This window comes from Stenotrophomonas nematodicola (assembly GCF_009467805.1).
GTDB lineage: Bacteria > Pseudomonadota > Gammaproteobacteria > Xanthomonadales > Xanthomonadaceae > Stenotrophomonas > Stenotrophomonas nematodicola.
Genome location: NZ_WIAY01000001.1, coordinates 755,037 through 768,900, shown reverse-complemented (window position 1 = coordinate 768,900; position 13,864 = coordinate 755,037). Strand labels below are relative to the sequence as shown.

Genomic DNA, 13,864 nt, shown 5'->3' with positions numbered 1-13,864 from the left:
GCCTTAGCAGCTTCGCGATCCGCATGGGCTTGGCCGATCTCCACCAGGCGCATCGGAACCACGATGGCGGCAAGCAAGGCGAGGGCAACCCACGCAGCTCGGTACCGGCGGTTCATGCGGCGCTGCCTTTGGCCCGGGCGAGGGCGCCGCTTACGGAGGCAATTCGATCCTGCAGAACGATGTCCGCATGGCCGTGGGGCGTAATGACCAGCGCCTCGCACTCACCAAGCAACTCGGCGACTGCGGCCAGCGTCGCAGCGTCTTGGTTGTCCGGCCCCCACTTCTTGGTGGCCTCCTTGGCGTTGTAGCGCAGCACCGCCAGCACATCGACAGGGGCCCTCATGCCCGCACCTCTGCGGCCATGTCCCGGGACTCAGCCTCAACCCGCCGACTCTGGACGCCCATGCGGCGCGAGCGGCGGAGCTGGTTGCGGCTGTGCTCGCCCGTGCTGCGAATGCGCAGCACATTGGCCCGGGTGTGGTCACGGGCGGCCTGCGCAAGCAGGCAGGTTGCGGCTCGCAGCGGCAGCGGTGCCGATGGCTGGGAGTCGGCAGCGGTTCGGTAGGACATGGCGCTCTCCGTAGAAAAGGAGGGCGCCGGCGGGCCTATTGCCTGGGGAGAGGCATCCGGGGCTCAGCAGGGGGAGGGGCTGGGCCGCAGTGGCGACCCGCCGGTCGCCCGTCAGCGATCGCGCTGACGGGTGAAGTAAAGCACGGCTTTATTTCAATGTAAAGCCATGATTGATGAATCTAAAGCAGCTTCTGCATGTAGCTCTGGCCGCCCTGCAGTGACGCTTCGCCCTGGGCGGTTACCAAGCGTCCCTCACGGAACAGGAAGCCATACTGCTTAGCCCCGGTGTATCCGCCAAAGCTGTTCTTTGAATTCACATTGCACATCAGGCGCCAGCCGTAGGTGACCTTCCCACCATAGATCGGCGCGTCTTTGAAATAGCCCGAATGAACTCCCTGGCAGGACCACACCGCGCTGTACGGATCCTTGAGCCGCGCTTCAAGAAACTGCTTGGCCTGTGCCTCTGCGTCTTCTTGTGAGACGGGAGGGCCGTAGTCTGCTGTCGCGAGCTCCGATGCAGTCGGCATTGATGCACAGGCCGACAGTCCAAGCATGCCGAGCGCGAGCAACGTGTGTCCTTTCATTGTTCCCTCTCCTTTAAGGGGTTAGTTCAGTCGATCAATTCGATTGCGCAAGTACACCTTGCCGCCGATCACCGAGCCCTTGGGCAAGGGGAAAGCCGGATACAGCGCCGTATTGGCGCTGACCACGAATACGGCATCACCTCGGTCCTGGAGGCCCTTAATCTGCTGGCCATTGCCAGTGTTAATCAGGTAGATGCCATCGCCGTCGAAAACGGTGATTCCGGTGTCGACGATGAGAGATTCACCAGGCTGGACGACCGGAATCATCGAGTCCCCCCGTCCTGTCACTAGAACAAGGCGGCCGGGCGGAGGCACAAAGCCGACAACCGAGCGGATGTAGCTCGGCGTGAAATCCATCGACCTGATCACCTCTGGGTAATCATCGTTGATTCGTCCCTCTCCCATATCTGCCTCGCCGTCCAGTTGCATGACGTGGACATAGTCCTGCAGCTGTCTCTCAGGGGCTGAGACGGAAGCGCCTACCGCCTCCTCGCCTTGGCTGTCACCATCCTCTACGGAGCTCTCCAGGAAGTAATCGACCCGCCTCCCGGTGAGGCGCGCCAATGCGGGGATGTGCGCCTTGTCGATGGCGCCCTTGCGCTCCCAGCCGGTGATCGCTTGGGGATTTATTCCACACTCCTTGGCCACGCGCGCTTTGGTTCCGCGGGAGGAGTGTTCGAAGGCGAACCGGATCCGCCTGGCAAGTTCATTGTTATCAAGCATAGCTTGATGATCCGCCGATCTGCGGGGCTTTCCAATAAACCGGGGCTTTACATTAAAGATAAAGCCATGCTTTACTACTGGCATGAGCGCAATCCTGACTGCAGTTGAGAGAACCAAAGGTGGCCAAGCGGCCTTGGCTCGCATGCTTGGCGTTTCGCCCCAACAGTTGAACCAGTGGGTAAAAACCACTCGGCCTGTGCCGCCTAAACATGCGATCGCCATTGAGACCGCTACCGGTGTCTCAAGGTGCTCGCTGCGCCCAGACGTGTTCGGCATGGATGGGCAGGGTGAGGTGATCCGCTGATGGCACGCCATATCACTCACTTACACGACATCGTTGGTGACGGCGAAGTAGCTTCGCTGGTCGGTTGCCCGATTCACGACAACGCCGATATGGCTGATCTGACGCTGACCTCAGACCAGTGGGCCGACCTCGTCACGCGCCGGCGTCGAGTGGGTTGGCCATTGCACTTCGTCGCTGCGGAACACTGCGATGCATAGGCACGACCCGCAACTCGCCCTGGATATCGCCCGGCACGGCTGGATTGACGGGAATCGCATCAACCGTCGGCGCGCCCTGGTTCGCCGAGCTGTCTTGATAGTGCGCCGACCCTTGGCGTTGCTTCTGCTCGGCACCTCGGTAGCACTGATGTGCTGGGCGGCAGTCGGGTGCGAAGGCGATTGCCGCCACACCGCTGGCGCCGTGACGAATGTCGAACCAACGCATAACAGCGAAGGTCAAGCGGCCTGTGAGCGGGGCTGTGATGTCCATGCTCGGCATGGTGCCCTCGGGCCGTCCATCTGCGGAACGATGAAAAGTCGCGCATTTCAGGGTAGACCATGACCTGCCAGCGCTCCGACATCTACTGGCGGGACGCCCTATACAGCGCGGTGTCGCGCGCGCCCGGCAACGTGCAGGCTGCAGCCGCGTGGCTGAGCGATCGTAGGGGCCGCCGGATTACCGGTGAAGCACTTCGCAAGAAGCTGCGCGGCCTTGAGGGCGAATCGCTTTCGATGGAAATGGCCGAGCTCCTTACCGAGTACCTGCAGCAGTTCGTGGACACCCAGCCAGAAGCTACCGACTGGATCGCATCGCTCGCCGCGCAGTTCGATCTGATGGTGGACTACGTGCCGCCGCCGCCCCAGGGTGGCTGGCCCAACGAGCTGGATGCGCTGCAGAAGAAGCTGCTTGAGCTGCACACGATGGCCGGCAGATTGTCAGGCACCACGCTTGCGGCTCTTACCGACGGTGATCTGACCTTGGGCGAGGCGGACGCGATGCAAGACCTTGCGCGCAGCATCAGGACGTTGTGCTACCGCCTGGAGCGGAACGCGACCCGTGCAGTCAGGAAAGCGGTGGGCCGTGAGTGAGGTGGCCATCTACCGCGCGCCTCGGGCACGAACTGTGAGTGGTCAGCGGATCATCAGCAGTGCCGCGCGTGAAGCTATAGAGCAAATCGAACGACTGTTGGCTGGCGCAGAAGTTGGGCTGGTTGGAGATGACGCACTGGCAGAGCGGGAACGCCTCTGGGCGGCCCAACTGGAGACGGAAGGTCGGCAATGCGACTTGCCTCTGGACAACCCGGAACGTCATGACCAGCCCTGACCTCGCCCCATCCCCCCGGGGTGGAATCGACCGGCCGCGCGAGCGATTCAGTTTCATCGAGTCGTCGAACCTGAACGGTCATCGCGAAGGGGCGCCAGGCGGCGGGTCCTCCCTGGAGGGGGCCATCGCGGGTAATTCGGACCCCGTTCGCCGGGTACACAGCAGCACGGGAACTTACTGAATGTCGGCCAATTATGATGACGTGCTGGGCCAGCTCACCGATGCTGGCCTGATCCTCGACAGCTTGGACGTTAGCGGGCGCATGGTCCGCTGCAGGGTGGAAGGGTCGCGCGAGCGGCGCGGTTGGTATGTGCTGCATGAGCTCAACACGGGGAGCGGCGACCAACTAGTCGTGGGCACGTTCGGTGTGTGGCACGGCAACGACAATGGCGCTCAGAAGGTAGAACTGCGCAAGCGCGACAGTACCTTCAGCCACGAGCAGCGCGAAGCGCTCAAACGACGGCTGGCAGATGACCGCAAGCGCGCCGACGCCGCGCGAAAGGAACAGCAGAAGCGGGCCGCAGCCCGGGCCAGCGACGCATGGAACAAGGCGCTTCCCGACGGCGACGCCGACTACCTGGCAGACAAGGCGGTTCAGGCCTTCGGCCTTCGCTATGGTCGAAGCGGCGTTGCCTTGGTGCCGCTGCTGGATGTGAACGGATCGGTGCATGGCCTGCAGGTGCTGCGCAGCCCTAAGCAGGCGCAGGCAGCGGGAAAGCCTGCCAAAGAATTCTGGCCGGCGGGCCTCGCCAAGAAGGGCCATTTCCACCTGATCGGCGGCACGCCCCAGTGGATTCTGCTGGTGGCAGAGGGTTACGCGACAGCGGCTACGCTGCACATGGCCACCGGCTACCCGGTAGCTGTTGCGTTCGACGCCGGCAACCTGATGTCCGTCACTGCGACCCTGGCAAAGCGCTACCGCACGGCCAAAGTCCTGGTCTGTGGTGACGATGACGTGCTGCAGAAGTGTCGCAGCTGCAAAGCGCGCCTGGTGCTGGCCGACGCCCCGGAGCTTTGCCCGACCTGCGGAATGTCGCACGGTGCGGTGAATGCCGGGTTGCTCGGCGCTGAGGCCGCGGCGCTGGATGTTGGCGGCGCGGTGCTGCTGCCTGAGTTCGGCGATGGGCCGGGCCGCCGCGAACGCTTCATCGAGCATGGCCGCAAGGTCAGCGACTTCAACGACCTGCACGTCCTGGAAGGGCTGCACGTCGTGCGCAGCCAGGTCGAAGCCCGCATCACGGAGCTTTCGTGGCGGCCTCGAAACGAACGTCGCGCGCCTTCCATCACCACCACCGGGGGCGAGGGGCTGGCCCCGCTCAAACCCATCGACTCGCTCGAAGAACTGCTGGAGCGGTTCGCGCTGGTGTACGGGCAGGGGGGAACGGTGTTCGACCGCAAGGAACACATGCTGATGGCGTTGGGCGACATGGGGCATGCCTGCGTGCGACGGGAACTGCACCGCGCGTGGATGGAGCACCCGGCGCGATCCATCGTGCGCGTACGCGAAGTGGACTTCGATCCCTCTGGTATGAAGGAAGGGGTCACGTGCAACCTGTTTGCGGGCTGGCCCACCACGCCAAAGGCGGGCGACTGCGACAAGCTGCTGCATCTGCTGTGGCACATGTGCGGCAACGAGGCGAATCAGAAGGCACTGTACGACTGGGTGCTCAGGTGGCTGGCGTACCCGCTGCAGCACCCCGGCGCCAAGATGAAGAGCACCATCGTGATCCACGGGCCGCAGGGCACCGGCAAGAACATGTTCTTCGACGAGTACATGAAGCTGTTCGGTGACTACGGGCGCGTGTTGGACCAAGCGGCACTGGAAGACAAGTTCAACGACTGGGCCAGCCGCAAGCTGTTCCTGCTGGCCGACGAAGTGGTGGCGCGGACCGAGGTCTACCACCTGAAGAACAAGCTCAAGGCGCTGATCACCGGCGATCGCATCCGGATCAATCCAAAGAACATCCAAGCCTACGAAGAAGACAACCACGCCAACCTGGTGTTTCTGTCCAACGAGGCCATGCCTGTGGTGCTGGAGGAGGATGACCGCCGCCACGCCGTGATCTGGACACCTGAGAAGCTGACACAGGACTTCTATCTAGAAGTGATGGCGGAGATCCGCAACGGCGGCACCGCCGCGCTGCATGACTACCTGCTGCGCCTGGACCTGGGGGACTTCTCCAACGGCACCAATCCACCGATGACTGACGCCAAGCGGGAGCTGATCGGCTTGAGCCAGGACAGTCCACAGCGCTTTCTGGATGAGCTGTACGGGGGGGATATCCCTGGCGTCACGCCCCGGCCGGCGCTCTCGAAGGAATGGTATGAGCTCTACAAGGTCTGGTGCAGTAGAGAGGGCGTACGCCCTGCGCCGAACCCCAAGTTCGTCAATGCCTTGGTGCGCAAGCGCCAGATCACCCATCCCGACCGCGCGCGCAAGCGCTACGTGGTAGCGCAGACAACGCATGGGCCTCACGGCTTTCTGATGCTGGGGGCCATTGCGACTACTGACGGGCGCAGCGAGCAGACGTTCCTGGGCGACGAGGTGCAAGCCTTCCGCACTTCGTTCAACGACTACAGGGGGCGCGCATGAACACTGCGGCCGCTCGTGTGCGGGACGTGCGGGGACAAGTGCGGGACATGGTGCGGGCGTTCGCCCTACGGGCAGCAGGCGTGTGCGGGATGTGCGGGATAGCTGCCTCACGTGGGCGCGGGCGCGGGCGAAGTGATGTGCATATCAACGGCGCCTCGGTGACTCCACGCGCGTATAGGCTCCCGCACATCCCGCACGTCCCGCACATCGCTTGCAGCGCTTGGGTTTCGAGCATTTCTACGGCCGCACGCTACACCGCACATCCCGCACGGCTGCTCGCGCGCGCGTTTTCTTCCGTCATTGCCTGTTTGAAAGAAAAGAAGGAAGTGGACCTGTATGGCTTTTGAGGACGATGTGACGGTATCTGGCAAGGAACTGGCGGCGCTGATCGGCTGCCGCCCTTCCTACATCGTGGAGCTCAACAAGAAAGGGCGCCTGGTGCCGGTGAGCGAAGGAAAGGGCTACCTGCGCGACGCCTCCCTGGCGCTGTACGGACAGACCAGGGACCCTAGCTATGCCGCCGTCGCGGCCCGACATGCGCAGGCGCGTGGGGCGGCGCTGGGCGGAGCGGTGGACGTGGAGGATGGGGATGAGGAGGATGCCGACGGCGAGCAGGATGGTGGCGGGGGCAGCGCCGCACCAGCGACACCCGACGCGAAGCGAAAGGCCAAGGCGCTGGCAGACAAGGCTGAGATCGACGCCAAGGCGGCAGCGAGGGACTACGAGGTCAGCATGGGCAAGCTGCTTGACGCAGGCCAGGTTGAGCACGTACTGGCCGAGGCGGCGACAGCGATCCGAGTTGAGCTGGAGCGCATGGCCGACACACTTGCCCCGCAGCTGGCGGCCACCACCGACGAATCGCGTTGCCGCGAGCTGGTCTGGAATGAGGTGAGTCACGCGTTGGAAGAGATGAGCCGGGGCTTCAGAGTTGCGGCCGTTGCGGTGGCTGAATGACCGGGTCCGTCGCACAGCGGTTGGCTACCGTCCTCGCGCGGGCGCTTCAGCCGCGGCGGCCGCTGACAGTCTCTCAGTGGTGCGACGAACACATGCGCCTCTCTAGCAAGGGCAGCAGCAAGCCCGGAAGGTGGGTGACCGACCGTAACCCGCCGCTTCGGGAGCCGATGGACAACATGTCCGCGCGGAGCCCGGTCCATGATCAAGCCTGCAAGTTCCCCATCCAGTTCGGCAAGAGCCAGGTGGCAACCAACTCTATCGCGTACTGGATGGACTACGCCCCTGCGCCGATCATGTACGCGCTGCCGGGCGAGGCATCCATGAACAAGTGGGTGAACCAGAAGCTCAATCCGATGATCGAGGTGTGCCAGGCGGTGCGCAAAGCGCTGAGCAGCACCGCCAGCCGGGACAGCTCGAACCAGCGTACGTTTAAAGACTTCGCCGGCGGGCAGTTGTACGTCGAGCACATGGGTAGCCCCCAGCGCCTGAAATCCACGACCGTGAAGAACCTGGTGGTGGACGAAATCGACGAGGCGCCGCAGGTGCTGCTGACGGGCGACGACCCAGTCAAGATGCTGGACGGCCGCACGTCGTCTTTCCCCACCACATACAAACGCCTGTACATCAGTACCCCGGGCATCGCGGGGCTCAGCCGAATCGACAGGCTGTTCGAGAAGTCGGACCAGCGCCGATACCACGTGCCTTGCCCGCACTGCGGTCATTTCCAGCACCTGCAGTGGAGCGGTTTGCACTGGTCGCCCGACGCCAAGCATGCGTGGTATGGGTGCAGCGAGTGCGGCGCCTGCATCGAAGAGCATCACAAAACGGACATGATCGCCGCCGGCCGGTGGGTCGCTGCAAATCCTGACTCGCCCATCCGCGGCTACCACATCAACTGTCTCTACTATCAGTTCGGGCTGGGCCCGCGCTGGGTTGACCTGGTGCGCGAGTGGCTCGATGCGCAGAACGATCCGGCGGCGCTGAAGACCTTCATCAACGACCGACTGGCCGAGACGTGGGAAGACCCGAAGATGCGGTCGGTCAAGCACAACGTCATCGCCGACCGCGCCGAGCCGTACAGGCTTCGGCATGCGCCGCGCGGGGTTCTTGCTATCACTGTCGGCGTGGATACCCAAGACGGCCGTCTCGCCGTCCATATGATCGGCTGGGGCAGGGGAATGACGGCTTGGACGCTGGATTACGTCGAGCTGCAGGGAGACCCTGCGGAAGAGGCGGTATGGGTGGCGCTTACCGATCTGCTCAACCGTCCGATAGAACGTGAGGATGGTGTCTTGCTGCGGACTTTGGCGGTCGCAATCGACGCAGGCGGGCACCGCACTGAAGCCGTCAAAAACTACGTTCGGCAGCGGAAGGTAGCGCGTGTGATGTGCATTTTCGGCGCCGTTCCCAACAACGCACCGATTCTCTCCAAGGGCAAGTTGGCCGATGTGACGTGGAACGACAAGACCGACAAGCGGGGTATCACGATTCACCACGTAGGCACGGTGGCCGCCAAGCACTATCTCTACAGCCGGCTCGCGGCGGATGCTGAACGGCAAGCGGAAGCAAGGCTTGTTCGGTTCAGTGAAGAGCTGCCGTCCGAGTTCTATCCCGGCCTTGTGTCAGAGGTCTACAACCCGGTCAAGAATCGGTTTGAGAAACGCGTCGTGAGAAACGAGCCGCTGGATACCTGGGTTTACGCGTATGCCGCCGCGCACCATTCCGAGGTGCGCCTGCATCGCTACACCAAAACGGACTGGGATGCGCTGGAGGCTCGCCTGGCAGCGAGCGTCGCGAATTCGGATTCCCGTGAAACATCGAGTGTGCCTGCCAAGCCGGCAGTTGCGGATTCCCGTGGAACATCCAAGCCGGCTCGCCGCCGTGGCGGCTGGGCCGAGTCGAACTGAGGTCGCGATGGCAGAAGACATCAAAGCCGACGATCTGCTCGACCAGCTACGAGAATCCTACGTGGCCTCGATTCGGGCGGCAGAGCCAGGAATTCCTGCGCATGCCGCGCTCCAGATCGCAGACATGCTGGTGAGAGTGCAGTTGGACGTATTCGCCGGGAAGCGGGTTCGATATCGTTCCAAGGCAGAGTTCAACGGTGCGGCAGTGGCGGAGGATTGGGCGCGCGGATTGCCGGTTCAGGAAATCATGCGAAAGCACGGGTGCAGCCGGTCAGCGGCCTACAAACACCATCCCTCTCGACAAGCCGCAGCGGACTGAAAAAAAGTCCACGGCGCGCCATGACCGTGGACTGTGACATGTATATCTTTCCTATCCATGTCGAACACACAGCAACGACTGGACGCCTACCTGGCAGCTGAAGCCCGCATTCTGACGGCAGGCTTCAGCGTGCGCTTTGATCAACGCCAGAGGCAAGAGGCGGAGCTCGCCGAGATCCGAAAGGCTATCCGAGAGCTCGAGGCCAGGCTCGCGGCAGAGCGCGGTCGTGGCGGTAGCGGCGGCAGCCTTCGCTACCGGACGGCGGTTTTCAATGGCTAAGCCAAACGCACTGGAGCGTGGCATTGCGGTGTTCGCGCCGCGCTATGCCGCACGTCGAATGTTTGCGCGCCAGGTCATGGCTGCCTATGAAGGTGGCCGGTCGACCAAGCGCCGCAGAAAGAGCCGGGACAACAGCACCAGCGAGCGGATGGTCGTCCGCGACGCTGCAACCGTGCGCGCAACAGTCCGTGATCTGGAGCGCAACTACGACCTGGTCGATGGTGCGCTCAGTACTCTGGTTCGCAATATCGTCGGTTCGTCAGGTATCAGCATTGAGCCGACGCCGCGCGACGGCCGGGCCGGAAGCAACTATGACAACATCGACGATGACTTCTCGCGGCAGCTGCTGAACCTCTGGCGTCAGTGGTGTGTCTCGCCGGACGTGACCCGGACGATGAGCTGGGTGCAGTGCCAGGAGCTTGCCTGCCGCAGCTGGCTGCGCGACGGTGAGCAGTTCACTCAGTTGGTGGAAGGGGCAGCAAAGTACATCACCCATGCGACGGCGGTGCCGCTGTCCATCGAGCTGTTGGAAGCCGACGTAGTGCCGCTGGAGTACGACGATGCCGAAAAGCGCATCAGCGCCGGCATCCAGCGCAATGAATGGGGGCAGCCCATTGCGTTCATGGTCTACAAGAACCACCCCGGCAATGGCGGCTGGAGCAGTATCGAAGCGCTGAAGTCTGTGCCGGCTCAGCGCTTCCTGCATCTCGCGGTTCGCAAGCGCCTATCTGGCCTGCGCGGTATCAGCCTGTTTGCCAGTGCCATCGATCGCCTGATCGATATTAAGGACTACGAGGAATCCGAGCGTGTTGCCGCCCGGATCGCTGCTCGTATTGCCGCTTACATCAAGCGTGACAAGGACATGGAGTTCGCGCCGTTGCAGACGGCGGATGGCCAGCCGCAACTGCCCGAAGAGCGGGACTTTCTGCTGGAGGCGGGCGCCATCTTCACTGAGACGCTGCCGGGTGAATCGATTGAGATGATCAACCCGAACCGCCCGAACACTGCCCTGGAGCGTTTCCGGATGGCGATGATGCGCGCCGTGTCGCGCGCCATCCAGCTCAGCTACTCCAGTATGTCCGGGGACTACGACGGCACTTACAGCGCCCAACGTCAGGAGCTGGTGGAGGCATTCGACGGGTACCGGATGATGACCGGCCAGTTCGTGTCCCGTTTCGTGCAGCCGATCTGGGAGCGATTCGTACAGATGGCCATCGCCTCTGGACAGCTGAAGGTGCCGGCGCACATCCGGCCGGAGACCGTCGCCCAGGCGAACTTCCGTGGCCCAAAGATGCCGTGGATCGATCCCGGTCGTGAGGCTGACGGCCTCATGAAGCTGGCCCGCGGTGGCTGGCAGTCCGTGACGCAGGGCATTGCCGAGCGCGGCGGCCGCGTGCAGGACACCTACGAGGAAATCTCGCGCGAGCGGAAGCTGGCCGAAGAGCTCGGCTTGGTGTTCGACAGCGATGCCCGCTACACCAGCGGTGCGGGTGTCACTCAAGCCCGGACGGGCGAGGCGACATATCCGGATGCCGACGATACCGGCCGCCGTGAAGAGAACGGAAACCAGCGGCAGCGCGCATCGCGCTCCCGCCCGACCAGTACCGGAGACCACCCCTGATGAAAACCTCGCCGCTCTCCAGCGCCATCCTGGCATCCCAGGCATTCGTTTCCACTGTTCCGCAGGCAGGGCCGCGCGACGCGCCGGCGCGTCCGAAGATTGAGCCGCTGATGCGGCTTCAGCCCGTTGCCGAATCCGACGGTGTCTACGAGCTGCTGATCTACGGTGACATCGGTGAGTGCTGGTGGACCGAATCGGTTACCGCGCAGTCCGTGGCCCAGCAGCTCAATGACCTCGACAGCACGGTCGCGACCATCAATGTGCGCATCAACAGCTACGGCGGTAGCGTTGCTGACGGCTTGGCAATCTACAACGCTCTCAAGCGGCACAAGGCGGCCAAGGCGGTCACCGTCGACGGTGTGGCAATGTCCAGTGCGTCGCTGATTGCAATGGCCGGCGACACCGTGAGCATGCCGGCCACGTCGATCTTGATGATTCACGCGCCGTGGGGAGGCGTGTATGGGAACGCCAAAGAGCTGCGCCAGTACGCCGATGTACTCGATACGTTCAGCGCCTCGATGGCCGACGCGTACGTAAAGAAGTCGGGCAAGTCCAAGGAGGAGATCCTTGGGCTACTGCAGGACGGCGAAGATCACTACTACACCGGCGAAGAAGCCGTAGCGGCCGGTTTCGCCGATGCGGTGGACTCCGACGCCCAGGAAGAGGCCGACCCGGATGAGCAGGCCCGCGCCTTTGCCGCTTCCCTGGCGCAGCGTGTCACCGCGCGTGGCGCCTCGGCGAAGTACGCCAACCTGTCGTTCGCCGCCGCACTGCGGGCACCGCGTGCCTCGGTCATCGCGCGGGCGGCAAGCGCCGCCCATGCGCCCCACGACACATCGAATCCGCCGGCCGAACCGGCCGCGAACACCCCGCCGGCGGATGCCGGTAATCCCTCCGGAGACAACACCATGCTCACCCCCGAACAGAAGCAGGCACTGGCGGCTCGCCGCGAGGCCATCCGTGCGCAGTTCGCGCCGTTCCAGAACCGCGCCGATCTGAACCAGGCTGCCCTGGCTACCCTGCAGCGCGACTGCGAAGACGACACCGATCTGACCGTCGAGGCGGTCGGCACCAAGTTGCTGGCGTTCCTGGGCACTGCCACGCCCTCGGCGGCCGGTGCGCCGTCCTCCGCCCCGGTGGGCCAGCTCAGCGAGGACGAAACGAAGACCTACCGCGACGGTGCGATCGCCGCGCTGATGCACCGTACCAACCCGGCCGCGCACAAGCTGGACGGTCCGGCCGCCAACTTCCGTGGCATGGACCTGCAGGATATGGCGCGTGACGCGCTGGCTCGTGCGGGTCACAGCCCGAAGGGGATGTCCAAGCAGGAGATCGCGGTCAAAGCGCTGCAGTCCACCAGCGACTTCCCGGCGATCCTGGGCAACGTCGTCAACCGCAGCCTGCGCGCCGGCTACGAGGGTACCCAGCGCACCTTCGTGGCTTTCAGCCGCCAGGCCACCCTGCCGGACTTCAAGGAAATCACCCGTGGGCAGCTGAGCGGCGCGCCGTCGCTGAAGCGCGTCCCGGAGGGGGGCGAGTACGAGCAGGGCACCATCGGTGAAGGCGCAGAGAAGTACGCGGTCCAGAAGTACGGCCGGATCGTTGCCCTCACGTGGGAAACCATCGTCAACGATGATCTGGATGCGCTCAGCCGCATTCCGTTCGCCTTCGGTGCGAGTGCTGCCGATCTGGAGTCGGACCTGGTCTACGCAATCCTGACCGGCAACCCGAATATGGCTGACGGCAAGGCGCTGTTCCACGCTGCCCACGGCAATCTCGGCGCTGCCGCTGCACTGGCCGACGCGCTGGATCGGAGCAAGCCCAACCCGCTGTCGAAGATGCGGGAGAAGATGACCCTGCAGAAGGGTTTGGATGGCCGCTACATCAGCGTGCGTCCGAAGTTCCTCATCGTACCGCCGGGCCTGGAAGAGGTGGCGCTCAAGGTGACCAGCGCTGCGATCATCGCGGGCAAGGGTGCCGACCTGAATGTCACGGGTGTGACGCTGACGCCCATCGTGGAGCCGCGCCTGCATGACGGCAGCGAAACCGCCTGGTACGGCGCCGCCGAGCCGGGCGTGATTGACACCATCGAGTACGGCTATCTCGAAGGCCACGAGGGCGTGTTCACCGAAACCAAGCAGGGCTTCGAAGTCGACGGCCTGCAGGTGAAGTGCCGCCACATCTTCGGTGCCAAGGCCATCGACTACCGCGGCCTCTTCATGAACCCCGGCCAGTAATCCCCAGGGCACGGACTGCGGTCCGTGTCTTCCCTTGAATACGGAGCAGAGTCATGAAGAACGCACATAGCAGCGGTGACACGATCACCATCCCGGCCCCGGCCGACGTGAAGTCGGGCGTCCCGTTCATCTATGGATCGTCGCTGGCGGTGCCGGTTACCGATGCCAAGCTCGGCGACCTGGTTGCGGTCCAGATCGAGCGGGCTTTCACCTTCCCGAAGCTCGCCGCTGCCGTCGTCCCCGGTGGCGCGAAGCTGCACTGGGACGTGCAGGGCGGCCAGTTCATCGTCGCCGGCGCCGACGTCGGCGATCTGGAGAACTGCGCGATCGCCATCGGTGCCGCCGGCGTGAATGAAACCACCGTTGTGGCCAAGCTGCTGCCGGGTGTGGGCACGGTCAAGGCGTAAGAACCAGCCCACCACCGCACACATATGCCCGGGTGGCGTGTGCGGTGGTGGTGCTTTCACGAAC

15 protein-coding genes are annotated in these 13,864 nt (G+C 63.8%); 10 read left to right on the top strand and 5 right to left on the bottom strand.

The genetic code is table 11. From position 1 onward, the window contains the following. Window positions 1–112 precede the first annotated feature (112 nt). The 4 genes from GDJ08_RS03445 to GDJ08_RS20150 form a co-directional block, all read right to left on the bottom strand. On the bottom strand, window positions 113–343 hold the full coding sequence (locus GDJ08_RS03445; RefSeq protein ID WP_153164305.1) for a hypothetical protein: 231 nt from the start codon (window positions 341–343) through the stop codon (window positions 113–115). Beyond that, a complete protein-coding gene (locus tag GDJ08_RS03440; RefSeq protein ID WP_153164304.1) occupies window positions 340–570 on the bottom strand; it encodes a hypothetical protein in 231 nt (76 codons plus the stop codon). Before GDJ08_RS03440 ends, GDJ08_RS03445 begins: the two co-directional genes overlap by 4 nt. 179 nt (window positions 571–749) lie before the next feature. After that, the gene (locus GDJ08_RS03435; RefSeq protein ID WP_153164303.1) at window positions 750–1,154 is read right to left on the bottom strand and encodes a hypothetical protein; all 405 of its coding nucleotides are present in this window, start codon (window positions 1,152–1,154) and stop codon (window positions 750–752) included. 21 nt (window positions 1,155–1,175) lie between these two features. After that, window positions 1,176–1,877 carry a S24 family peptidase gene (locus tag GDJ08_RS20150; protein WP_229296430.1) on the bottom strand — a complete coding sequence of 234 codons (702 nt, stop codon included), beginning with the start codon at window positions 1,875–1,877 and terminating at the stop codon, window positions 1,176–1,178. An 82-nt stretch (window positions 1,878–1,959) separates the two neighbouring features. Between GDJ08_RS20150 and GDJ08_RS20420 the strand changes: the two genes are divergently transcribed. Then, entirely contained in the window at window positions 1,960–2,181 is a 222-nt protein-coding gene (locus GDJ08_RS20420) for a transcriptional regulator (RefSeq protein WP_153164302.1), read from the top strand. 132 nt (window positions 2,182–2,313) lie between these two features. Here GDJ08_RS20420 and GDJ08_RS03420 read toward each other — a convergent pair whose 3' ends face one another. Then, window positions 2,314–2,649: a hypothetical protein gene (locus tag GDJ08_RS03420; protein ID WP_153164301.1), complete on the bottom strand. Its 336-nt coding sequence runs from the start codon at window positions 2,647–2,649 to the stop codon at window positions 2,314–2,316. A 68-nt stretch (window positions 2,650–2,717) separates the two neighbouring features. On the opposite strand from GDJ08_RS03420, the gene GDJ08_RS03415 reads away from it, so the two are divergent. The 9 genes from GDJ08_RS03415 (at window position 2,718) to GDJ08_RS03380 (ending at window position 13,800) form a co-directional block, all read left to right on the top strand. Next, complete coding sequence (locus GDJ08_RS03415; RefSeq protein ID WP_153164300.1) at window positions 2,718–3,248, top strand: hypothetical protein; 531 nt, start codon at window positions 2,718–2,720, stop codon at window positions 3,246–3,248. Between the two features lie 416 nt (window positions 3,249–3,664). Beyond that, on the top strand, window positions 3,665–6,076 hold the full coding sequence (locus GDJ08_RS03410; protein ID WP_153164299.1) for a DUF5906 domain-containing protein: 2,412 nt from the start codon (window positions 3,665–3,667) through the stop codon (window positions 6,074–6,076). A 336-nt stretch (window positions 6,077–6,412) separates the two neighbouring features. Then, on the top strand, window positions 6,413–7,030 hold the full coding sequence (locus GDJ08_RS03405; protein WP_153164298.1) for a hypothetical protein: 618 nt from the start codon (window positions 6,413–6,415) through the stop codon (window positions 7,028–7,030). Beyond that, entirely contained in the window at window positions 7,027–8,937 is a 1,911-nt protein-coding gene (locus GDJ08_RS03400; protein ID WP_153164297.1) for a phage terminase large subunit family protein, read from the top strand. Before GDJ08_RS03405 ends, GDJ08_RS03400 begins: the two co-directional genes overlap by 4 nt. A gap of 7 nt (window positions 8,938–8,944) precedes the next feature. Beyond that, window positions 8,945–9,256, top strand: coding sequence for a hypothetical protein (locus GDJ08_RS03395; protein ID WP_153164296.1), 312 nt, complete (start codon window positions 8,945–8,947; stop codon window positions 9,254–9,256). A 57-nt stretch (window positions 9,257–9,313) separates the two neighbouring features. Next, on the top strand, window positions 9,314–9,535 hold the full coding sequence (locus GDJ08_RS19975) for a hypothetical protein (protein ID WP_165699754.1): 222 nt from the start codon (window positions 9,314–9,316) through the stop codon (window positions 9,533–9,535). After that, window positions 9,528–11,156, top strand: coding sequence for a phage portal protein (locus GDJ08_RS03390; RefSeq protein WP_153164295.1), 1,629 nt, complete (start codon window positions 9,528–9,530; stop codon window positions 11,154–11,156). The genes GDJ08_RS19975 and GDJ08_RS03390 overlap by 8 nt, the downstream gene beginning before the upstream one ends. Beyond that, the gene (locus GDJ08_RS03385; RefSeq protein WP_153164294.1) at window positions 11,156–13,393 is read left to right on the top strand and encodes a ClpP-like prohead protease/major capsid protein fusion protein; all 2,238 of its coding nucleotides are present in this window, start codon (window positions 11,156–11,158) and stop codon (window positions 13,391–13,393) included. The genes GDJ08_RS03390 and GDJ08_RS03385 overlap by 1 nt, the downstream gene beginning before the upstream one ends. 53 nt (window positions 13,394–13,446) lie before the next feature. Then, a complete protein-coding gene (locus tag GDJ08_RS03380) occupies window positions 13,447–13,800 on the top strand; it encodes a DUF2190 family protein (protein ID WP_153164293.1) in 354 nt (117 codons plus the stop codon). The last annotated feature ends 64 nt before the right edge of the window (window positions 13,801–13,864 follow it).

Excerpts from the sequence above, each read along its gene's own strand:
- GDJ08_RS03445 (WP_153164305.1), bottom strand. The coding sequence starts at position 343 with ATGAGGGCCCCTGTCGATGTGCTGGCGGTGCTGCGCTACAACGCCAAG.
- GDJ08_RS03440 (WP_153164304.1), bottom strand. The coding sequence starts at position 570 with ATGTCCTACCGAACCGCTGCCGACTCCCAGCCATCGGCACCGCTGCCG.
- GDJ08_RS03435 (WP_153164303.1), bottom strand. The coding sequence starts at position 1,154 with ATGAAAGGACACACGTTGCTCGCGCTCGGCATGCTTGGACTGTCGGCC.
- GDJ08_RS20150 (WP_229296430.1), bottom strand. The coding sequence starts at position 1,877 with ATGCTTGATAACAATGAACTTGCCAGGCGGATCCGGTTCGCCTTCGAA.
- GDJ08_RS20420 (WP_153164302.1), top strand. The coding sequence starts at position 1,960 with ATGAGCGCAATCCTGACTGCAGTTGAGAGAACCAAAGGTGGCCAAGCG.
- GDJ08_RS03420 (WP_153164301.1), bottom strand. The coding sequence starts at position 2,649 with ATGGACATCACAGCCCCGCTCACAGGCCGCTTGACCTTCGCTGTTATG.
- GDJ08_RS03415 (WP_153164300.1), top strand. The coding sequence starts at position 2,718 with ATGACCTGCCAGCGCTCCGACATCTACTGGCGGGACGCCCTATACAGC.
- GDJ08_RS03410 (WP_153164299.1), top strand. The coding sequence starts at position 3,665 with ATGTCGGCCAATTATGATGACGTGCTGGGCCAGCTCACCGATGCTGGC.
- GDJ08_RS03405 (WP_153164298.1), top strand. The coding sequence starts at position 6,413 with ATGGCTTTTGAGGACGATGTGACGGTATCTGGCAAGGAACTGGCGGCG.
- GDJ08_RS03400 (WP_153164297.1), top strand. The coding sequence starts at position 7,027 with ATGACCGGGTCCGTCGCACAGCGGTTGGCTACCGTCCTCGCGCGGGCG.
- GDJ08_RS03395 (WP_153164296.1), top strand. The coding sequence starts at position 8,945 with ATGGCAGAAGACATCAAAGCCGACGATCTGCTCGACCAGCTACGAGAA.
- GDJ08_RS19975 (WP_165699754.1), top strand. The coding sequence starts at position 9,314 with ATGTCGAACACACAGCAACGACTGGACGCCTACCTGGCAGCTGAAGCC.
- GDJ08_RS03390 (WP_153164295.1), top strand. The coding sequence starts at position 9,528 with ATGGCTAAGCCAAACGCACTGGAGCGTGGCATTGCGGTGTTCGCGCCG.
- GDJ08_RS03385 (WP_153164294.1), top strand. The coding sequence starts at position 11,156 with ATGAAAACCTCGCCGCTCTCCAGCGCCATCCTGGCATCCCAGGCATTC.
- GDJ08_RS03380 (WP_153164293.1), top strand. The coding sequence starts at position 13,447 with ATGAAGAACGCACATAGCAGCGGTGACACGATCACCATCCCGGCCCCG.